The sequence below is a fragment of the Bombilactobacillus sp. ESL1097 genome (assembly GCF_058107205.1).
Map to the genome: position 1 here is coordinate 571,522 of NZ_JBYLUB010000001.1, position 20,277 is coordinate 591,798.

Sequence of the window (20,277 nt, forward strand, 5' to 3'; positions counted from 1 at the left end):
TTTAAGTTTAATAGTCAGGTTGAAATTTTTTAGTTACTTTCTAAAAAATTAACTTGCTTGATGGTAAGCCGTTTTATTTCAGTCTCTGAAGTCATTAGTGTGGCTGGAGGGATTTAAATGGCAGTTTTAATCGCCCTAATAGTCGCGCTGGGGTTATTAGTTATTGGTACTGTAGTTGGTTTTTTGATTAGAAAAAATGTCTACGAAAAAAGTTTAGAGCAGGCAGGACAATCGGCAGCACAAATTATTGTGGATGCTAAAAAAGCTGCTGCATCTGCCAAAAAAGAGGCATTGATCGAAGCACGTGAGGAAAGTCACAAGTATCGTCAGGAACAAGAAGATGATCTGCGTGATCGCCGTAAGGAATTACAACGGCAAGAAAATCGAATGTTGCAGCGAGAAGAAACTTTAGATCGCAAAGATAACTCGCTGGATCAACGTGAACATTCTTTAGAGAAACGTGAACAAAAGATTGATACTACAGAACAACAATTAGAACAACAGACAAAGCAAATTTCTTCTACCTTAACTCAGCAACAAAATAAATTAGAAGAAGTTGCGGCCATGACACATGAACAGGCCCGTAACTATCTTTTAAAACAAATTGATGAACATTTAGTTCAAGAAAAAGCCCGTTTGATTCGTAATAGTGAAGAAGCAGCCAAGCAAGATGCTGATAAGTGTGCTAAACAAATTATTGTTGATGCTATTCAGCAAAGTGCAGCGGATACTGTTTCTGAATCCACAGTTACAACTGTTTCTTTACCTAATGAAGAAATGAAGGGTCGAATCATTGGGCGTGAAGGTCGCAATATTCGTACTTTAGAATCTTTAACAGGAATTGATGTAATTATTGATGACACACCACAGGCGGTGGCTTTGAGTGGCTTTGATCCCATTCGGCGTGAAATTGCGCGGTTGTCATTGGAAAAATTAATTTCCGACGGACGAATTCATCCAGCTCGTATTGAAGAGATGGTTGATAAGTCACGTAAAGAAATGGATACACGTATTCGTGAATTAGGTGAGCAGACTGTTTACGATTTGGGAATTCATAGTATTAATCCCGATTTAATTAAGATTATCGGACGATTGAATTTCCGGACTAGTTATGGTCAAAATGTCTTGAGCCATTCAATTGAAGTTGCAAAATTAGCAGGAACTATGGCTGCTGAATTAGGTGAAGATGAGACTTTGGCGCGGCGTGCAGGATTGCTACATGATATTGGCAAAGCATTAGATCACGAAATTGAAGGATCACATGTTGAAATTGGTGTCGATATTACAAGTAAGTACAAAGAACCCAAAGTGGTAGTTAATACGATTGCTTCGCATCATGGTGATGTTGAACCACAATCGATGATTGCAGTATTGGTGGCTGCGGCAGATGCAATTTCTGCTGCTCGTCCTGGAGCTCGTTCTGAATCAATGGAAAATTATATTCATCGATTGGAAAAGCTGGAAAATATTGCTAATAGTTATGATGGCGTTGATCATAGTTATGCAATTCAAGCAGGACGTGAGATTCGGATTATGGTAAAGCCAGAACAAATTTCCGATAATCAAGCAACAATTTTGTCGCGGAAAATTCGCAATCAAATTGAAAAAGAATTAGAATATCCGGGTCATATCAAAGTAACGGTGATTCGTGAAACTCGAAAAATTGCTTATGCTAAATAAGGCATAAGCTTTTTTTAAGTAAAAAATTAATAAAAGTTGTATTCAAGTAGAGCAAATATTATAATTTCCTTTGTATGTGAAAGGAGTCGCTACCAACGATGTTAAGTGTGATTGTAAAATTGGTTTTAACAATGATTATTGCAGCAGTAATAACTCCTTTTGTTCGTAAATTGGCCCTGGTATTGGGAGCTGTTGATAATCCTAATGCGCGGCGAGTTAATAAAAAGCCAATGCCCACACTGGGCGGTTTAGCTATTTTTTTAGCGTTTAATTTTTCGACTTTTGTCTTATTACGTGCCCAATTTCCCACACATGAATTGTTTAGTGTTTTTTTAGCAGAATGTATTATTTTATTGACGGGTTTGATTGACGATATTCGAGAATTAAAGCCGATGCAAAAAATGTTTGGGATTTTAATTGCAGCACTAGTAGTTTATTTCTTGGCTGGAATTAAAATGACTTATGTTGTCTTGCCTTTTGTAGGTTCCTTTCAATTAGGTTGGCTCGGTTTGCCAGTGACAGTATTTTGGATTTTGGCAATTACGAATGCGGTTAACTTGATTGATGGATTGGATGGGTTGGCCACTGGCGTTTCGATCATTGCACTGTTTACCATGGGTGTAATTGGTTACTTTTTTTCATCTGTGGGTAATACTTATGTGACGATCTGGATTTTTGCGATGGTGGCTTCCTTAGTGGGCTTTTTGCCACATAATTTTCATCCGGCAAAAATTTTTTTGGGAGATACTGGTGCACTGTTTGTGGGCTTTATGATTGCTGTCTTTTCTTTAAAAGGATTAAAGAACGTCACTTTTATTTCTTTAGTCATTCCGATTGTGATTTTAGGAGTGCCAATTAGTGATACGGTCTATGCCATGTTAAGACGGTTTTTGAATAACAAGCCCATTTCTCAGGCGGACAGACATCACTTACATCATCGTTTGATGCAATTGGGTTTGAGCCATCGCCAAACGGTGTTAGTCATTTATGGTTTATCATTAGTCTTTTCTTTTATTGCCTTACTATATCCGGTTTCCTCTTTTTGGGGTAGTATTTTACTAACTATTGCTGTGTTAATTGGCTTGGAGCTCTTTGTGGAATCAATTGGTTTAGTTGGAGAGAATCGCCAACCTCTGTTACATGCAATTCAAAAATTAGTTAAACGTTTGGAAAAAGATGATCTGAAAAAAGATGATGAAGTTACTTTAAATAAGGAATCTCATGAAAAGTAGTAGGTCCCATTTGCACGGGGATTTGTGCGTGTAGTTGGTTATTAAGATCGGTGAGAAAATTCGGAGTCTGTTGTTGATCAAGTAGTAATGTTAGTTGGACTTGAGCGGCATAATTGGTATTAACTAGATTAACAGGTTGCTGTTTGAGCCAGTAATTGATCAGGTCTAGCTGTTTATAAGTTAAGGTAACAAGCAGCTGTTGTTGCAACACAATTTGCACACGTCCTGCTTGATTAATAGCATCTGCAACACTTTGACGGTAAGCGCGAATTAAACCACCGCCACCGAGTTTAATTCCGCCAAAAAAACGGGTGACTACGGCTAGTGTATTTTGAACTTGCATAGCTTGTAAAGTTTCTAACATAGGTATTCCGGCAGTGCCTCGGGGCTCACCATCGTCACTGGCGTGTTGCTGTAAATTATCAATAATATAAGCACTACAATGATGACTAGCTTTGCTAGTCTTTTTTTTGATGTCTGTTAAAAAATTTTGCGCTTCATTAACGCTTTGCACGCGTTTCAGTGAAGTAATGAACCGAGATTTTTTAATAACTAGTTCATTCGTAAAGTCCTGTGCGATTGTAATTTTTGGCAAAAAAATTCTCCTTTTTATCGTAATTAATTTAAGGTGATTAATTGATGGATGTAAAACAATTATCTGGACGACTATTAGTTCTAGATTCACCGACAACTTATACTAAAGCTATTCCTGCACTATATAAACTTGATGGAAATCAATTTTGTTGTCGTCGGTGCCAGATGGTTAATGACTGGCGAGTTTATAGTTTGCCAGGCGATAATTTTTATTGTCCAGCCTGTCTAAGCTTAGGACGTTTAACTAATCATAATTATCTAATTGCGATTGCTGAGCAGAATCAATTTCCAGCAATTCAGCAACCGTTGACGTGGACTGGGCAATTAACAGCTGCTCAAACAATCATTTCGCACAAACTTTGTCAAATAGAACGAGCCAAACAGGATCATTTGGTGTGGGCAGTAACTGGTAGTGGTAAAACTGAAATGTTATTTAAAGTTTTACAGCAAGCGGTTATTCAGAAAGAACGGATTGCTTGGGTTGCTCCGCGAGTGGATGTTTGTAATGAAATCTATCCACGATTGCAAGCAGCTTTTCAACCAGTTAGTTTGGCACTATTACATGGACAAGGTGCTAGCCAATATTATTATTCACAAATCTTAGTTTGTACAGTCCATCAGCTATTAAAATTTTACCAAGCGTTTGATTTGATAGTTCTGGATGAATGTGATTCGTATCCATATGTTAATAATTTAATGTTGCATAATGCCGTTAAAAACGCTTTGAAGCCAAAGCATTCACTAATTTCTTTGTCTGCCACGCCTAGTTTAGAATATTTACAATTGATCAAGAAGCAAAAATTATCCTATAGCTTACTAAACCGCCGATTTCATGGACATGATTTACCAGAACCTAAATATTGTTGGGTCAATCATATTTCGATGCAGCAACTTCATTGGCGCCTAAAACGGCAAATTCGTGAACTTTTGGACAAACAACAACGTTTTTTATTGTTTGTGGATAGTATTCGGCAAGCTGAACAATTATCACAGTTGTTACAGCAAACCTATCCTGACTTACAACAAACTTATGTGCACGCCAAAGATGCAATGCGACAAATCAAAGTGCAAAAATTTCGCGCTGGTCAGTGGCAAGCACTGGTGACAACCACCGTTTTGGAACGAGGAGTAACGTTTGATAATATTGATGTCTTAGTTTGGCAGGCCGATTCCAAGCGTTTTACCCAACAAGCATTGGTTCAGATTGCTGGGAGAGCCGGGCGCAGTAGTAGTCATCCGGATAATCAAGTTTGGTTTTTTGGAACACATTATACAACTAATATTGCCCAGGCAATTCACCAAATTCGGCGGTTGAATTGTGCTTAAGCAATGTTTATTATGCCAAGAAGCGATTGTTTTTGAGCTGACACCGATGCAAGTTTTAGGAATTCAGCTAATTGATCCACCCGCGATTTGTCAGCGTTGTTTACAAGAATTTGCGCCAATTACGTCACCACATTGTCCGCAATGTTATAAAATGGGTTCCAGTAAACTGTGTTCAGATTGTCAATTATGGCAAAAACAAGGTTATCTAAATGTGCGCCATCGTGCTTTGTTTAAATATAATAATGCCATGCATGATTATTTTAAACGATATAAGCGCTATGGCGATTATGCCTTAAGGGCTTGTTTTCAAAGCCTAATCCACCAAAAATTACGGTCTTTTCAAGGCACAGTAGTTTATATTCCTAGTTCAACGGAGCATTTGCAGCAACGACATTTTGATCCAGTTGTCGGTCTTTTCAAGGAAGTAGTCGATTTAACACCAGCATTGATTAAGTTACCCACCCAGCAAGCACAAGCGCAAAAAAATCGCCGAGAAAGATTGCAAACGACTCAGTTTTTGCAATTTAATCATCAATATGATTCTATCTTAGCAGCCAAACAAATCTTAGTAGTGGATGATATTTATACAACAGGGCGCACCATTTTGCACGCCTATGATTGTTTACGACAAGCGGGTTATCAGGGAGAAATTTCTTCGTTTTCTTTGGCCAGATGATTGGCTTTTTATTAATAAAATCATTATAATATAAGTAGACCAATAGAAGTCTAATTGGCAAATGAAAAGGGGTGCTCTTCATGTTGACAATTAATGTTCGTGGAGAAAATATCGAAGTAACAGAGGCAATTAGAAGCTATATTGAGAAACGTTTAAATAATTTAAATAAGTATTTTAAAGATACTGATCATCCGATTGCTCATGTTAATTTAAAAGTTTATAGTAATAAAAATGCTAAGGTCGAAGTTACTATCCCATTGCCTTATTTGATTTTACGAGCCGAAAAAACGGATAAGGATATGTATAAAAGTATTGATGATGTTTTTGAAAAATTGGAACGACAAATTAGAAAATATAAAACTAGAATCAATCGGAAGTCGCGCGAAAAGGGGATTAAAGATTTTGATTTAACTGGTCCGAGCGATGAATCAGCTAATGATTCACAGGATTTGCCGATTGTCCGGACAAAGCGCGTTGCTTTAAAGCCGATGGATGCTCAAGAAGCAGTTTTGCAAATGGATATGTTAGGACATAACTTTTTTGTTTTTGAAGATGCTCAAACTAATGGAACAAGTATTGTCTATAAGCGAAATGATGGACGCTATGGTTTAATTGAAACTGATGAATGAGTTTGATTGAATTTTAATAATCGTTTTGATTGGTGGTCGGAATCTGAACTTCCGAGCACCTTTTTCGTTAATTAAGTTAGAGTTTAATTATTGCTACTAAAATGATAAGATATTATAGATGTACCAGATTGAAAGTACAGGAGAGATTTAATAAATGACGAATCCAATTAAAAAATGGGTAGAAAGTGACAAACGTGAAGTTAAGCGTATGGGCAAGATCGCGGATAAGGTAGAAGCCTACGCTGATGAATACGCGAAACTTTCGGATGAAGATTTACAGGCTAAAACTCCGGCTTTTCAAGAGCGATTAACCAAAGGTGAAACTTTAGATGATCTGTTGCCAGAAGCTTTTGCTACTGCACGAGAAGCTGCTAAACGCGTTTTAGGATTGTATCCATTTCGTGTACAAATTATTGGTGGTATTACCTTACATGAAGGTAATATTGCTGAAATGAAAACTGGTGAAGGAAAGACTTTAACCGCGACATTACCGGTTTACCTCAATGCTTTGACTGGTAAGGGTGTGCACGTTGTGACGGTTAACGAATATTTATCACAACGTGATGCTACAGAAATGGGGCAATTATATAATTGGCTGGGACTGAGCGTTGGTTTAAACTTAAATTCTAAAAGTGCAGAAGAAAAACGGGCTGCTTATAACTGTGATATTACGTACTCGACGAATAGTGAATTAGGTTTTGACTATTTGCGGGATAATATGGTTGTTTATAAAGAGCAAATGGTGCAACGGCCGTTAAATTACGCCATTGTCGATGAAGTGGACTCCATTTTAATTGATGAAGCGAGAACTCCATTGATTATTTCTGGACAAGCTGAGCAATCGACAGCACTTTATCTGCGAGCTGATCGGTTTGTCAAATCTTTGAATGAAGCTGATTATAAGATTGACTGGCCGACTAAGACCATTGGTTTAACTGAAAGTGGTATTAAAAAAGGTGAACAAACTTTTGCGTTAAAAAATCTTTATGATATTGATAACACTTTATTGAATCACCATATTGATCAAGCTTTACGAGCTAATTATATTATGGAATTAGATAAAGATTATGTGGTTAGTGATAAAAAGGTTATGATTGTTGATTCCTTTACTGGTCGGGTAATGGAAGGACGTCGGTTCTCAGATGGTTTGCACCAGGCTATTGAAGCCAAGGAAGGTGTCCCCATTCAAGATGAAACCAAGACCATGGCCAATATCACTTACCAAAACTTCTTTAGAATGTACGACAAGTTGTCGGGTATGACCGGAACAGCGAAAACTGAAGAAGAAGAATTTCGGGAAATTTATAACATGGAAGTTATTACAATTCCGACCAATAAACCAATTGCCCGGATTGATTATCCCGATGTGTTGTATCCAACACTCAAGAATAAATTCAAAGCGGTTATTGAAGATATTATTGAGCGCCATAAAAAAGGGCAGCCATTATTAGTCGGGACAGTTGCGGTGGAAACGTCTGAATATTTATCGCAGCAATTAAATAAGGCTCACATTCCTCATGCTGTTTTGAATGCGAAGAATCATGCTAAAGAAGCTGATATTATTTCACGTGCTGGTCAAAAAGGCGCTGTGACAATTGCAACGAACATGGCTGGTCGGGGAACTGATATTAAATTGGGACCTGGTGTCCGTGAAGTAGGCGGTTTATGTGTGATTGGTACCGAGCGGCATGAATCGCGGCGGATTGATAACCAGTTACGGGGTCGGTCCGGACGACAAGGTGATCCCGGTGAGACGATCTTCTATATGTCTTTAGAAGATGACTTAATGAAGCGTTTTGGTTCAGAGCGTATCAAGAACTTCTTGCAGTCGATGAAAATTGATGATGATGATGCTATTATTCAAAGTCGCATGATTACTCGTCAGGTTGAATCTGCACAAAAGCGGGTTGAAGGTAATAACTACGATACGCGGAAAAATACCTTGCAATACGATGATGTGATGCGGGAACAACGTGAAGTTATTTATAAGCAACGCATGCAAGTAATTACTGAAGAAAATAGTTTACAAGATGTTTTGGTACCAATGATGCAACGTACCATTGCCAGTGCGATTGATTCACGCACGTACGGGGATGCCAAAGATTGGGATTTAGATGGTATTTACGACTTTGCGATTAACGTTTTAGTTAGTCCAAAACAATTACAACGTTCCGATTTGGATGGCAAAACGGTGGATCAATTAAAAGAGTTGTTTAAACAATTTGTTCAAGAAAATTATGAACAAAAACAACAGCAGCTCCAAGATCCGCAACAAATGTTAGAATTTCAAAAAGTAGTTATTTTGCGGGTTGTTGATGAACACTGGACTAATCATATTGATGAAATGGATCAGTTACGGCAATCAATTGGTTTACGTGGCTATGGTCAGATGAACCCGTTAGTTGAATATCAAGAAGAAGGTTTTCGGATGTTCGAAAGCATGGTTGCTGATATTGAATATGATGTGACACGATTATTTATGAAGGCGGAAATTCGCCAAAATGCACAAAGATAAAAAACAGGCTGCGGCCTGTTTTTTTAGAAATGAAATATAGGAGTTTAAAGATGGAACTTGCGGATATTAAAGAACAACTAAGTCAAGCAGCTACAAAAATTGAGCAATTCGGGAGGTCTCTTTGACTTAGACGAGTTACAAGAGAGTATTGCTTTAAATGAACACGCCATGGCTCAAGCAGATTTTTGGCAAGATCGCGTTCACGCGCAGACCATTATTGCTCAAAATAATGTCTTAAAAGAAAAGTATGATAATTTTCGCCAGCTGCAAACGAAATTGGCGGATCTACAGATTGCACTCGAATTACTGCAAGCAGATCCTACCGATCAGGAATTATTGACTACCACTGTTACAGATTTAACGGATTTACAGCAGCAACTGCAACAATATGAAACTGCCTTACTGTTAAGTGAACCTTATGATAGTCATAATGCAATTTTGGAAATTCATCCGGGTGCGGGTGGGACAGAATCCCAAGATTGGGGAGCGATGCTATTACGCATGTATGAACGATGGGCTAAAAAGCATAGTTTTGCCGTAGAATTGGCGGATTACCAAGCTGGTGATGAAGCCGGTCTGAAAAGTGTGACGTTAATTATTAAAGGTCATAATGCCTATGGCCTTTTACGTTCTGAGCATGGAGTGCATCGCTTAGTTCGGATTTCACCGTTTGATGCCGCTGGAAGGCGCCATACGTCTTTTGCTTCGGTAGAAGTTATGCCTGAGTTAGACCAAACGATTAATATTGAGATTAATCCGGATGATTTACGGGTAGATGTTTTCCGATCAAGTGGAGCTGGTGGCCAGCATATTAATAAAACATCCTCGGCAGTGCGCATCACCCATTTGCCAACAGGCATTGTTACGAGCTCGCAAGCTCAGCGCTCCCAATTACAAAACCGGGAGACGGCTATGAATATGTTACGTGCCAAATTGTATCAACGTGAACAGGAACAGCAGGCCCAACAGCAAGCGGCACTCAAAGGTGAACAATTAGATATTGGTTGGGGTTCACAAATTCGGTCGTATGTTTTTCATCCGTATACGATGGTCAAAGATCACCGTACTAATATGGAAACGGGTAATGGTCAAGCGGTTTTAGATGGTGACTTAGATGAATTTATGAATGCTTACTTGCAATGGAAGTTAAGTCAGCAGGATTTAAATGAAAAAGGGTAATTAACTCATGAAGAGAATCTTGGTAGTTGATGACGAACGTGCAATTGTAGAATTAGTGAAATATAATTTGGAACAAAATGATTTTCTGGTGCAAACAGCTACTGATGGCCAACATGCGTTACAAAAAATTGCAGAACAAGCGTTTGATTTAGTGCTACTAGATTTAATGCTGCCCCAATTTAATGGCTTACAGGTGTTAGAGCAATTGCGAGCACAACATAATCAAATTCCAGTCATCTTGATTACAGCGCGTGATGATGCACAAACCAAAGTACAAGGTCTGAATCTGGGGGCAGATGATTATATTACGAAGCCGTTCAACTTATCAGAATTAATCGCTCGGATTAATGCTATTTTGCGGCGGCAATCGACAACGGTAACGTCTGACAAGTTAAAGTTAGATCGGGCTAATTTTCAAGTAATTGTCAACCAACAAGCTATTGCGTTAACTAAAACGGAGTATAAATTATTTGACTATTTCTACAGCAATGCCAATCACACTTTAACTCGAGAGCAGTTAAGAGAACATCTTTGGGGAACGGCTGCTGAGCTTGATCGAGATTCTCGAGCAATTGATATCCAAGTAAGTCATTTGCGTGATAAAATTGAACAAAATCCCAAAGAGCCACAATATTTACAAACCATCCGCGGATTTGGTTATCGTTTAACAATTTAAAATCATTCAAGAAGTATTGCTATGATTTCGTTAAATCTTCAATTAATGTCTAATGATTAATAAGTAAAACAGCTGATAATTTTTCGTTTAATCCATGATTAATTCAGGAGAATAATATGAAACGACAGCGGCAGTTGATCTTAGGAACAATGGTTTTTGGTGGCTTAATTTATGGTTTTTGTTTATTTATATTAATTCAATTCAATAAGCAAGAACAAATCAACCATATCACGGCTTTAAAAGCAGATTATCAAGTTTTAAATCAGGATAATAAACCACAATTGCTGGCTACTTGGGCTGACGATCATCAGTTACGGGTGTTGACGATTAAAAAAGGACGACCGCAGAATGATTTACAAAAGCAAGCGCTGACGTTATTGAACCAAGATGTCTTGGATAGTAATCATCTTTACCGGATTCAAAAAGTTCACGGACAAAAATATATTTTTTATTTATTAACACCATCAGCGGTAACCAAGCGAAAAGTGATTGTCAAAAAATATCTTTCTGTGTGGGCTAGATCAAATTTAGTTGGGCTTTTTTCCGGTGGCTATTTGTTTTTATTATTGATTTTGTTGGCGAGTCAACTCCGAGCTGATCGCAATCAAAAAATATATCTGCAGGCCGCGATTGATAAGTTAAAACGCTTAAACCAAAAGCGCCACACACCGGCTTTAATTGCCTTAGATAATACGCCATATACAGATTTAATTAAAACTGTCAATGCCGTGACACAATACACTACCCAATTAGAAGCAACTAATCAACTGTTGGAGCAAAGCTTTTTTAGTTTATTACGCCATTTGCCATTAGGAATTATGTTGCTAGATGCACAAGGAGACGTTATTTTGCATAATCAAGCGCTGGTGGATATTTTAGGCAAAGAGATTGCTGATCAGCCACATCCTTTTGTTGAAGATATTAAAACCTACGCCTTAAGTCGGATGATTGAACACACGCTGCGCAAAAATCAAAATCATCATCAAGAAATTCAATTAATCGGTGATTCCAATTGTTTTGTTGATGCCAATGTTATTGAAATTGCCCGCGATCAAGCATTAACAGAACGCCAAGTCATAGTTATTTTGTATGATTTAACGCATGTGCATCAACTGGAACAACAGCAAAAAAATTTCATTGCGAATATTAGCCATGAATTGAAAACGCCGATTACAGCGATCTTAGGTTTTGCCGAGACGCTATTGAATGGCGCCCAAGATGATCCAGTCAAAAATACCCAATTTATTCAAATTATTCAAGAAGAAGCTCAGCGCTTAGTGGATTTGATTGAAGATGCTCTGACACTAGTTCGTTTAGAACAAACTTCGCAGTTAAATAGTCAACGTGTAAATGTTCAAGCACTAGTCGAACAAATTTTGCGGCAACAACAGCCCCAAATTGCGCAATTACAGTTACAAGTGACGACCAAATTTCAAGGGGATGTTTGGGTGAAGCTGGCTGGGGCGGAGTTACGGCAAATTTTGGAAAATTTAATTACTAATGCAGTGAAATATAACCGCCTCAATGGTCAGATTCATGTTCAAATACAACATGATGCAATTAACAAGCAGTTACGAATAAAAATTGGCGATACTGGCAGCGGTATTGCAAAGCAGGATCAACAACATGTTTTTGAACGCTTTTACCGTGCTGATAAATCACGCAACCACCAGATTAGTGGGACGGGCTTAGGTTTAGCTATTACACAACAAGCCGTCGAAGCATTACAGGGGCAAATCACCCTTACTAGTCGGTTAAATCAAGGAACGACAGTGACCGTATTATTACCATTATGATAAAAAGACGAGGTGGCAATTACGATAAGCTTGTGCAGCTTATTCTCCCACCTCGTCTTTTTAGTTTGGATATTATTTAATGAAAATCAACTCTCAGTTTGTTCCGATGCCGAAGGTTGCTTTTTTTGAATGGCTTGCGCTAACAAAGCAGTTTGACCAAAATCGTTGCTACTGTCGTTAGGCACGACGACTAAGTTAGTATCTGATGTGGCTAATGCTTGATAGGCAGCGATCGATTGGTTTTGAAAGAATTTATCGTCAACATGATCTAATCCCTTTTGAATAGTATCAATGCGATATTGTTCAGCGTCGGCCCGTGTTCTGGTTGCTTGTGCTTTGGCTTTAGCAGTGGCAATTAACGCGTTATTTTCGGCTTCATTAGTTAAACGAATGGATTCGGCTTCACCTTGCGCTTTAGCAATTGCGGCAATCCGTTCCCGATCAGCGGTTAATTGTTTATCCATAGCCTTTTGAATTTCTTGGGAAGGCAACAATTCGTCAATGTTAATACGATCGACTGTAATGCCGTAAATATTGGTTAAGTCACCGATGGCTTTGGAGAGGTCAGAATTAATACGTGCAGTAGAACCTAAAGCGGCGTTTAAATCCATCCGCCCGATAATATCCCGGAGGTGCCCGCGTACTAATTGGGCCATCGATTCAACTGAATCAGTATTGTTGTATTCAAACTTGATTGCATCTGTGACGTGGAAATTTAAAGTTACCGAAGTTGAAACCTCGGCGTTATCACTAGTGATGATGGAGTAGTGGGGCAGTTCGATGGGACGCATGGCCAAACTGACCGAAGTTATTTTTTGAGCTAAAGGTACATAAAAATGTAAACCAGGGGTTACGCTACGTTTATATTTGCCAAAGGTGGTCACTAAGCCTTGACAATTTTGGGCGATAATTTTGATTCCTAAGGGCATAAATCCTTCACCTCACGCAATTAATTAGTTATTTTTAGGTATTAAAGCTTACATTTAAATGATAAACATTTAATTTTAGAAAAGCAACTTAATTTTATCAGCAATCGGTGTATACCAATTTTTCAATAAGTTGACATAATCTTTAAAAAAAGCTATTATTTCAGCTGTTCTAATCAATCAAAAAACGGATTTAGGACTATACCAATTTTTAAGGAGTAACATTTATGTGTGGAATTGTCGGCGTTGCCGGAGCTGAACAAGCAAAAACAATCTTATTAGAAGGTTTGGAAAAATTAGAATATCGGGGTTATGATTCTGCCGGAATTTATTTAACAACCACGGATCAGCAAGACTTTTTATGTAAACGCTCGGGAAAAATTAATAATCTGAAACAAGCAGTTGCCAGTTATCCTCAGGGAACTACGGGGATTGGACATACACGTTGGGCCACACATGGCCAGCCGTCGCAAGCAAATGCCCATCCACAATTTTCTAATGATGAACGCTTTTATTTAGTGCACAATGGGGTCATTAACAATAGTGCAGACTTGAAGCAAAAATACTTAGCTGATGTGGTGTTTCATAGTGAAACGGACACCGAGGTGATTGTGCAATTAGTTGCTTACTTTGTCCAGACCAAACAATTAACAACTTTACAAGCGTTACAACAGACAGTGCAATTATTGTCGGGTTCTTATGCGATTGCTTTAATGGACCGCCAAAATCCCCAACAGATCTTCTTTGCTAAAAATAAAAGTCCATTATTAATCGGCGTCGGAACTACTGCCAACTATTTATGCTCGGATGCCTTGGCAATGTTGAAGCAAACGAGTAATTTTATGGAAATTAACGATGGCGAAACGGGGATTATTACACAAGATCAAGTGCAGTTATTTGATATTGACAATCAACCTATTGAGCGAGCAACTTATCAAGTTCAGATAGCGGCCGATGACTTGTCTAAGGGTACGTATGATAGTTATATGTTAAAAGAAATTGATGAACAACCCGCTGTTTTGCGCCGAATTGTGGCTCATTATTTTGAGCAAAAACAAATTCAAATGGACCCGCAGTTATTGACAGCGCTCAAACAAAGCGATCGCCTTTATATTGTGGCGGCCGGAACAAGTTATCATGCTGGGTTAATTGGAAAGCAATTATTTGAAACTTTGGCTGATATCCCAGTGGAAGTAGCTTTAGCCAGCGAGTTCGGTTATCACATTCCCAAATTATCTGCCAAACCCTTTTTCTTATTTTTAAGTCAAAGTGGCGAAACAGCTGACAGTCGACAAGTTTTGGTTAAGATTAAAGCCTTAGGTTATCCGACGTTAACAATGACTAATGTTGCCAATTCTACATTATCACGTGAAGCAGACTTTACTTTGTTGTTACATGCGGGCCCTGAAATTGCAGTGGCATCAACCAAAGCTTATACAGCTCAAATTGCTGTCCAAGCCATTTTAGCGCAAGCAGTAGGTGAAAGTAAGCAACTGAGTGCAGCGCAAACTTTTGATGTACAACAACAATTAGCTTTAGCAGCTAATGGCATGCAAACCATTGTCGATGAAAAAGATCAGATTGCCCAATTGGCGCAACAGTATTTTGATCACCAAGCAGCCGCTTTCTTTATTGGCCGTGGTAACGGTTATTATGTTTCTTTGGAAGCCGCTTTAAAATTAAAGGAAGTTTCTTACTTACACGCGGAAGGTTTTGCCGCTGGTGAATTGAAACATGGAACCATCGCTTTAATTGAACAAGAGACTCCCGTCATTGCTTTTATCACGGAAAAAGAGACGGCTAGTCATACGAGAAGTAATATTCAAGAAGTTGTCAGTCGGGGCGCGAAGCCGTTAGTGATTAGTCAAAGTAATTTGGCCTTAGCTACAGATCAAATTGTTTTTAGTGAGTTAAGCGAGCTGTTAAATGTGTTGGTAGCGATTGTTCCTGCTCAATTGTTGGCTTACTATACTGCTAAAAACCGAGGCAATGATGTTGACCAACCCCGTAATTTGGCCAAAAGTGTGACGGTGGAATAAATCTTGAGAATATATTAAAATTAATGCAGCAAAGCGTTAGTTGAGGTTAAGATGAAAAAAGTACACTTACGACAAATTTGGTGGTTAATTTTAATTGTAGTATTGATTATTGGAATTTTTATTAGTTCATCCATGACTTATCATCAGCAGTCACTAGTACCTTTCTTAAAGCACTATTTACCTAATCGTCCAGGCAATCGGTTTTTACAAAACATTGATTTTGTTTATGGTCATAAGCGCCAAGCAGTGGCAACGGTTGGTTATTACAAATTAATTGAATTTGGCATTCGCAAATTAGCACATTTGAGTGTCTTTGGAATGTTAGGCATAGTGGGAACTTTATTTTTAAAAAATGAAGTTAAGCATTGGCACCTAGCTCCGTGGCTGAGTTGGTTAAGTACTACTGGTTTAGCGGGGTTAGATGAATTTCATCAATTGTTGACGAGTGGCCGCAGTCCCTTAATTCAAGATGTCATGTTGGATAGTTTGGGAGCTTTTATTGGCGCCGGATTAACCTATATTTTCTTATGGCTTTGGCAATTATGGAGAAAACGTTGCTGATAGACGTTAAATTTGGTATGATTATAAAGGTTTTGTCTATTAATTATACTAATCGGAAAGAAGGAGTAAGCGAATGTCAGGACATTCTAAATGGCATAACATTCAAGGGCGGAAAAACGCTCAAGATGCAAAGCGTGGTAAAATTTTTCAAAAGCTGTCACGTGAAATCTACATGGCAGCAAAGGGTGGTGATCCTGACCCAGCGAACAATGCTTCCTTACGTTTGGTGATGGATAAAGCTCGTGCAGCTAATATGCCGAAAGATAATATTAAACGGGCGATCGATAAAGCTTCCGGTGCTGGTGGCGCTAACTATGAAGAAATCACTTATGAAGGCTATGCTCCGGGTGGTGTGGCAGTCTTAGTTAATACATTGACTGATAATAAGAATCGGACTGCCACTTCTGTGCGAGTAGCCATTACCCGCAATGGTGGTAGTATGGGCTCTGCTGGCTCAGTGTCTTATTTATTTGATCGTAAAGGTTACATCGTCATTGATCGTTCAACAACGGATGCTGATGAAGATAAGATGCTAGAAGATTTGATGGAAGCTGGCGCTGACGACTTGGAAGTTAGTGATGACGCTTTTGAAATCTATACGGAAGCCAAAGAGTTTACGCAGGTCCGGGATGCTTTGGAAAAAATGGGTTACCAATTAGCTAATGCTACTTTAACGATGATTCCTAAGAACACGGTACCAGTTCCCGCAGATAAGCAAGAACAATTTGAACACATGATTGATCAATTAGAAGATGATGATGATGTTTCAGAAGTCTTTACGGCGGCTGCTGAAGAAGATTAAATTATTAATTAACTAAAAATTACAAATTTCTGATAAAAAACTTTTCTTAATTTTAAGAAAAGTTTTTTTGTTTTTCCGGGTATTTTTAAACTGAAAGGAGGTTAAAGATGCAACCAGAAGTTTATACCCAACAGTTGTTAGAATTTGCTTGTCAACGCGAAGTTTCGGATATTTTTTTCCTGCCCCATGGTTCCAAGTTTGCAGTGAAAATGCGTGAACTCGATGGTTTACATGATTATCAAATTTTGGATGCGGCGTTTGCTCAAGGTGTGATTAATTATTTAAAATTTAGTTCGGATATGGATATCAGTGAACACCGCCGGCCCCAAGTAGGAGCGCGAAGTTTCTCTTATCGAAAGCAACAATTAAATTTACGATTGTCAACAGTCGGCAATTTTTCCAATCAGGAATCTTTAGTGATTCGCTTACTGTACCCTTTAAAGTCTGATACTAGTCCAACACTTTTACGTAAGCAATGGGCTAAAGTAATGAATCGCCGGGGCTTAATTTTATTTAGTGGTCCGACAGGTTCGGGGAAGACAACGTCAATGTATCAATTAACGAAACAATATGCCGCTCAGAAAATTGTATTGACGATTGAAGATCCAATTGAAATCATCGAACCGAGTTTTTTACAAATTCAAGTCAATAATCAAGCACAAATGAGTTACGCGGACTTAATCAAAACTTCATTGCGGCACCGACCAGATGTTTTAATACTAGGAGAAATTAGAGATGAAACCACAGCACGCATGGCTTTAAGGGCTGCTTTGAGTGGACATTTGGTTTTATCAACGGTACATGCACGCAATAAGTATGCCGTCATTGGGCGGATGATGGAACTCGGAATTAGTCAAAGTGAAATGTATTCTGTCTTAAACTGCGTGGTTTACCAGCGGTTAGTGCCCCTAGTTAGTCAAACGGTCAAAGTTTATCAAGATGTTTTGTTAGATGATGACTTGGTGCAAGCCATTAAAATTCCGCAAAGTAATTTTGACGATTGGCAGCAATTATTACACCATGATTATCAAAAGGGATTGATTAGTGATGAAGTTTTTGAACAATTACAGACCGGTTAAATTGACGGTAGCCCAACAAGCACAATTTTTATCCACATTAGCTAAATTAGTTAAAAATGGCTTTTCGATAGAAATTGCACTACTATCGTTAAAAATAATTTATCCGCAACAAAAGCAGGTTTTGAACCAAGTTTTGCAACGGTTAAACGCGGGAATGCTGTTAGATCAAGCTTTAATTGTGACAGGACTATCCAAAACAATTATTAGTCAAATAACGATTGCGGATATTCACGGTAATTTGGTGCGCTGCTTAGAAGAAAATGCCGCAACCTTAAAGACGCGGCAAAAAAATACTCGGACAATTTTGAATTTATTAGCTTATCCAATATTTTTGTTGATTAGTTTAGCAACATTATTAGTTTTTTTAAAAGTTGAATTGGCCCAACAATTACCTAAAATTCATTTATCTATCTGGAGTAAGGTAATTCTCGGAATATTAGGTTTAATAATTGTTGGTGGTTTATTAACAGAATTGTTTTATTTACGGCGATTGCCAGAATTAAAGCAAGCTTTGCATAAATTACACTGGCCAATTGTAGGACGTATTTATCAAAATTATTATCAGTATGTTTTGTTGACGTCTTTAGCGACTTTTTTAAAAAGTGGTTTGTCCTTGCAAGAAATTTTGCAAGCAGCCCAAAAGTTAACACCCGGATCGATTCAATATGATTTGGCCCAGCAGATTCAACAGCAAATCATTCACGGTCTTTCTTTGAACGAAATTGTTAAAACGAGTCCGCTATTACCGAAAGAGATTAATATTGCCGTGAATCTGGGGCATGCGACATTACAATTAGCGATTGAATTACAAACTATTGCTGAATTAAAGTATCAACAAGTTCAACAACAAATTCAACGGTTAATTAATCAAATCCAGCCCTTCTTTTTCATAATAGTTGCGGTCATGATCCTAGGAACATATTTAAGCATTCTCTTACCAATTTATGCCATGATGAAAGGATTGTAGATCATGAAGAAAAAATTGACGAAAAAGCAGTCTGCCTTTACCTTGATCGAAATGGTGATCGTCTTGTTTATTATTTCGCTATTATTATTAATCATTATTCCAAATATTAATACGCAAAAACACTCGGCGCAGTCCAAAACTGATAATGCCTTTAAATCAACTTTACAAACTCAGGTTGATATGTACGACGATGGTAACAATGTTAGTTGGGATCAATTAGAACAAGATCATTATTTATCAGCAGCACAAGCTAAAAAAGCCAAGGGAGATGGCTATACCATTGAAAATGGCACCGTTCAAGGACCTAAGAAATAGTCAAGCAGCTTTTACCTTGTTAGAAGCAGTCATCACGTTAGGTTTAGTGTGCACTATTTTGTTAATTCCGACTAATGACTATCATGAACAATTAGTCGACCAACAAGAACAATTAGCCTTAGCTAAGTTTGAATATAATTGGCACACTGCCTTAAAAATGGTCTTTATAACGAAGCATTCATGTACCATTTTGTTAGATAATCAAGCTCATCGAATTTATTTTCGCAGCATTGGTTTGCCCAATGGTCAAACAATCATTCAAGATTTTCCGCAGAGTATGACTTTTGAGTTTGATACGAATCATGGGCGAGCATTAAAGTTAGAAATCGCTGGTGATGCGATAGTTTCACCAGCAACGATTGTTTTTTTCACCAAAAATAAAAAGTATATTTATAAAATTCAAATGGGATGGGGGCAATTAATTGCCACATAAACGGCAGGCCGCTTTTTTATTACTTGATAGTATGCTGGGGTTCTTCTTAGTTTTGCAAGCGATTAGTATTATCCCCTTGTGCATTTTACCAACGCAAACGAAATTGCATGAAACACAGCGTCAGACGGGTCTGAAAATCGCGCTGTATCAAAAATTACAACAACCAAATTTACAACAAATTACACTTGATAATCGACAGTATACGTTTAATCAACGAACGGATTTAATTAAAGTATCTTGTCAAAATGTAGGTTTAACTTATGATACTCAAACAAAGACATTCCGCTTTTTTACTCAGTGAAGTATTAGTCTCCTTATTTATTTCAATGTTGACTTTTTCTTGCATTGCTTATTTTCTAACAACTTATCATGAACAAAAAGTCAGTTTGTTTCGGGCTAGTAGTGATTGGGTGGTAGCGATGCTGGAACTGGAGGAAATTAGCCAGCATGCTAGTATCCAACAAGCAACGCCTACTAAAGTAGTGATAAAAACGGATGAGCAGGCTAAATTGCCGCACAAAATTTATCAATTACAGATTTATCATGATATGTTACGACTCACCGGTGTGAGCCAGGGTCACATGCCATTATTAATTAAGCAAAAAAATTTGCATTTAGAAGTTAAAAATCAAATTTTACAAATAAAAGCCATTGACCAGTATCGTCGAAAGTGGGAATATTATGTTGACTTCCAATAAGCAACATCATTTAAAACAGCAGGCTATGGTATCAATTAGTGCAATTTTTTTATTGAATGTTGAATGTTTATTCTTGATAGTCTATTTGAATTTTTACCAGTCGGAATTACACACACAACGTCAATTAGATCAGCTTTATACGGAAAAAATTATA

General features: G+C 38.0%; 20 protein-coding genes. 18 read left to right on the forward strand and 2 right to left on the reverse strand.

Annotation, left to right across the window (positions count from 1 at the left end; translation table 11 throughout):
* Positions 1–117: 117 nt before the first annotated feature.
* Both rny and AC3B6D_RS02770 read left to right on the forward strand, forming a co-directional pair.
* Positions 118–1,680 carry a ribonuclease Y gene (rny, locus tag AC3B6D_RS02765; protein ID WP_489757356.1) on the forward strand — a complete coding sequence of 521 codons (1,563 nt, stop codon included), beginning with the start codon at positions 118–120 and terminating at the stop codon, positions 1,678–1,680.
* A 98-nt stretch (positions 1,681–1,778) separates the two neighbouring features.
* The gene (locus AC3B6D_RS02770; protein WP_489757357.1) at positions 1,779–2,912 is read left to right on the forward strand and encodes a glycosyltransferase family 4 protein; all 1,134 of its coding nucleotides are present in this window, start codon (positions 1,779–1,781) and stop codon (positions 2,910–2,912) included.
* On the opposite strand, the gene AC3B6D_RS02775 is transcribed toward AC3B6D_RS02770, so the two are convergent.
* Positions 2,881–3,507, reverse strand: coding sequence for a YigZ family protein (locus AC3B6D_RS02775; protein ID WP_489774845.1), 627 nt, complete (start codon positions 3,505–3,507; stop codon positions 2,881–2,883). The genes AC3B6D_RS02770 and AC3B6D_RS02775 overlap by 32 nt on opposite strands.
* 44 nt (positions 3,508–3,551) lie before the next feature.
* Between AC3B6D_RS02775 and AC3B6D_RS02780 the strand changes: the two genes are divergently transcribed.
* From AC3B6D_RS02780 to AC3B6D_RS02810, 7 genes are all read left to right on the forward strand, one after another.
* A complete protein-coding gene (locus tag AC3B6D_RS02780; RefSeq protein ID WP_489774846.1) occupies positions 3,552–4,832 on the forward strand; it encodes a DEAD/DEAH box helicase family protein in 1,281 nt (426 codons plus the stop codon).
* A complete protein-coding gene (locus AC3B6D_RS02785; protein WP_489774847.1) occupies positions 4,825–5,508 on the forward strand; it encodes a ComF family protein in 684 nt (227 codons plus the stop codon). The genes AC3B6D_RS02780 and AC3B6D_RS02785 overlap by 8 nt, the downstream gene beginning before the upstream one ends.
* Positions 5,509–5,588: 80 nt before the next feature.
* On the forward strand, positions 5,589–6,137 hold the full coding sequence (gene hpf, locus AC3B6D_RS02790) for a ribosome hibernation-promoting factor, HPF/YfiA family (protein WP_489757361.1): 549 nt from the start codon (positions 5,589–5,591) through the stop codon (positions 6,135–6,137).
* A 154-nt stretch (positions 6,138–6,291) separates the two neighbouring features.
* Positions 6,292–8,652 carry a preprotein translocase subunit SecA gene (gene secA, locus AC3B6D_RS02795; protein ID WP_489757362.1) on the forward strand — a complete coding sequence of 787 codons (2,361 nt, stop codon included), beginning with the start codon at positions 6,292–6,294 and terminating at the stop codon, positions 8,650–8,652.
* Positions 8,653–8,702: 50 nt separating this feature from the next.
* A protein-coding gene (prfB, locus tag AC3B6D_RS02800) for a peptide chain release factor 2 (protein WP_489774848.1) occupies positions 8,703–9,831 on the forward strand; the annotation gives its coding sequence in 2 pieces (ribosomal slippage) (positions 8,703–8,774 and positions 8,776–9,831; 1,128 coding nt in all).
* 7 nt (positions 9,832–9,838) lie between these two features.
* Entirely contained in the window at positions 9,839–10,507 is a 669-nt protein-coding gene (locus tag AC3B6D_RS02805) for a response regulator transcription factor (RefSeq protein WP_489774849.1), read from the forward strand.
* Positions 10,508–10,623: 116 nt separating this feature from the next.
* Positions 10,624–12,303 (forward strand): sensor histidine kinase, encoded by a 1,680-nt coding sequence (locus AC3B6D_RS02810; protein WP_489757365.1) that lies wholly within the window; start codon positions 10,624–10,626, stop codon positions 12,301–12,303.
* Positions 12,304–12,389: 86 nt separating this feature from the next.
* Here the strand turns inward: AC3B6D_RS02810 and AC3B6D_RS02815 are convergent, their stop codons facing one another.
* On the reverse strand, positions 12,390–13,232 hold the full coding sequence (locus AC3B6D_RS02815) for an SPFH domain-containing protein (protein ID WP_489774850.1): 843 nt from the start codon (positions 13,230–13,232) through the stop codon (positions 12,390–12,392).
* A 224-nt stretch (positions 13,233–13,456) separates the two neighbouring features.
* Here AC3B6D_RS02815 and glmS point away from each other — a divergent pair, with 224 nt between their 5' ends.
* The 9 genes from glmS to AC3B6D_RS02860 all read left to right on the forward strand — a co-directional run bounded on the left by glmS (position 13,457) and on the right by AC3B6D_RS02860 (position 20,123).
* The gene (glmS, locus tag AC3B6D_RS02820) at positions 13,457–15,268 is read left to right on the forward strand and encodes a glutamine--fructose-6-phosphate transaminase (isomerizing) (RefSeq protein WP_489774851.1); all 1,812 of its coding nucleotides are present in this window, start codon (positions 13,457–13,459) and stop codon (positions 15,266–15,268) included.
* 51 nt (positions 15,269–15,319) lie between these two features.
* Positions 15,320–15,829, forward strand: a complete 510-nt coding sequence (locus AC3B6D_RS02825; RefSeq protein ID WP_489774852.1) for a VanZ family protein — start codon at positions 15,320–15,322, stop codon at positions 15,827–15,829.
* 73 nt (positions 15,830–15,902) lie between these two features.
* Complete coding sequence (locus AC3B6D_RS02830; protein ID WP_489757369.1) at positions 15,903–16,631, forward strand: YebC/PmpR family DNA-binding transcriptional regulator; 729 nt, start codon at positions 15,903–15,905, stop codon at positions 16,629–16,631.
* Between the two features lie 107 nt (positions 16,632–16,738).
* Positions 16,739–17,710 carry a competence type IV pilus ATPase ComGA gene (comGA, locus tag AC3B6D_RS02835; RefSeq protein ID WP_489774853.1) on the forward strand — a complete coding sequence of 324 codons (972 nt, stop codon included), beginning with the start codon at positions 16,739–16,741 and terminating at the stop codon, positions 17,708–17,710.
* Positions 17,679–18,677, forward strand: a complete 999-nt coding sequence (locus AC3B6D_RS02840) for a type II secretion system F family protein (RefSeq protein ID WP_489757371.1) — start codon at positions 17,679–17,681, stop codon at positions 18,675–18,677. Before comGA ends, AC3B6D_RS02840 begins: the two co-directional genes overlap by 32 nt.
* 3 nt (positions 18,678–18,680) lie before the next feature.
* Complete coding sequence (gene comGC / locus AC3B6D_RS02845) at positions 18,681–18,992, forward strand: competence type IV pilus major pilin ComGC (protein WP_489757372.1); 312 nt, start codon at positions 18,681–18,683, stop codon at positions 18,990–18,992.
* Positions 18,958–19,425: a hypothetical protein gene (locus AC3B6D_RS02850; RefSeq protein WP_489774854.1), complete on the forward strand. Its 468-nt coding sequence runs from the start codon at positions 18,958–18,960 to the stop codon at positions 19,423–19,425. Before comGC ends, AC3B6D_RS02850 begins: the two co-directional genes overlap by 35 nt.
* The gene (locus AC3B6D_RS02855) at positions 19,415–19,726 is read left to right on the forward strand and encodes a hypothetical protein (RefSeq protein ID WP_489774855.1); all 312 of its coding nucleotides are present in this window, start codon (positions 19,415–19,417) and stop codon (positions 19,724–19,726) included. Before AC3B6D_RS02850 ends, AC3B6D_RS02855 begins: the two co-directional genes overlap by 11 nt.
* Positions 19,686–20,123 (forward strand): hypothetical protein, encoded by a 438-nt coding sequence (locus tag AC3B6D_RS02860; protein ID WP_489774856.1) that lies wholly within the window; start codon positions 19,686–19,688, stop codon positions 20,121–20,123. The genes AC3B6D_RS02855 and AC3B6D_RS02860 overlap by 41 nt, the downstream gene beginning before the upstream one ends.
* Positions 20,124–20,277: the final 154 nt, after the last annotated feature.

Coding starts and splice junctions, on each gene's coding strand:
- AC3B6D_RS02815 (WP_489774850.1), bottom strand. CDS start 13,232: ATGCCCTTAGGAATCAAAATTATCGCCCAAAATTGTCAAGGCTTAGTG.
- secA (WP_489757362.1), top strand. CDS start 6,292: ATGACGAATCCAATTAAAAAATGGGTAGAAAGTGACAAACGTGAAGTT.
- AC3B6D_RS02770 (WP_489757357.1), top strand. CDS start 1,779: ATGTTAAGTGTGATTGTAAAATTGGTTTTAACAATGATTATTGCAGCA.
- AC3B6D_RS02805 (WP_489774849.1), top strand. CDS start 9,839: ATGAAGAGAATCTTGGTAGTTGATGACGAACGTGCAATTGTAGAATTA.
- comGA (WP_489774853.1), top strand. CDS start 16,739: ATGCAACCAGAAGTTTATACCCAACAGTTGTTAGAATTTGCTTGTCAA.
- AC3B6D_RS02780 (WP_489774846.1), top strand. CDS start 3,552: ATGGATGTAAAACAATTATCTGGACGACTATTAGTTCTAGATTCACCG.
- AC3B6D_RS02825 (WP_489774852.1), top strand. CDS start 15,320: ATGAAAAAAGTACACTTACGACAAATTTGGTGGTTAATTTTAATTGTA.
- AC3B6D_RS02840 (WP_489757371.1), top strand. CDS start 17,679: ATGAAGTTTTTGAACAATTACAGACCGGTTAAATTGACGGTAGCCCAA.
- hpf (WP_489757361.1), top strand. CDS start 5,589: ATGTTGACAATTAATGTTCGTGGAGAAAATATCGAAGTAACAGAGGCA.
- AC3B6D_RS02860 (WP_489774856.1), top strand. CDS start 19,686: ATGATACTCAAACAAAGACATTCCGCTTTTTTACTCAGTGAAGTATTA.
- AC3B6D_RS02830 (WP_489757369.1), top strand. CDS start 15,903: ATGTCAGGACATTCTAAATGGCATAACATTCAAGGGCGGAAAAACGCT.
- rny (WP_489757356.1), top strand. CDS start 118: ATGGCAGTTTTAATCGCCCTAATAGTCGCGCTGGGGTTATTAGTTATT.
- comGC (WP_489757372.1), top strand. CDS start 18,681: ATGAAGAAAAAATTGACGAAAAAGCAGTCTGCCTTTACCTTGATCGAA.
- glmS (WP_489774851.1), top strand. CDS start 13,457: ATGTGTGGAATTGTCGGCGTTGCCGGAGCTGAACAAGCAAAAACAATC.
- AC3B6D_RS02810 (WP_489757365.1), top strand. CDS start 10,624: ATGAAACGACAGCGGCAGTTGATCTTAGGAACAATGGTTTTTGGTGGC.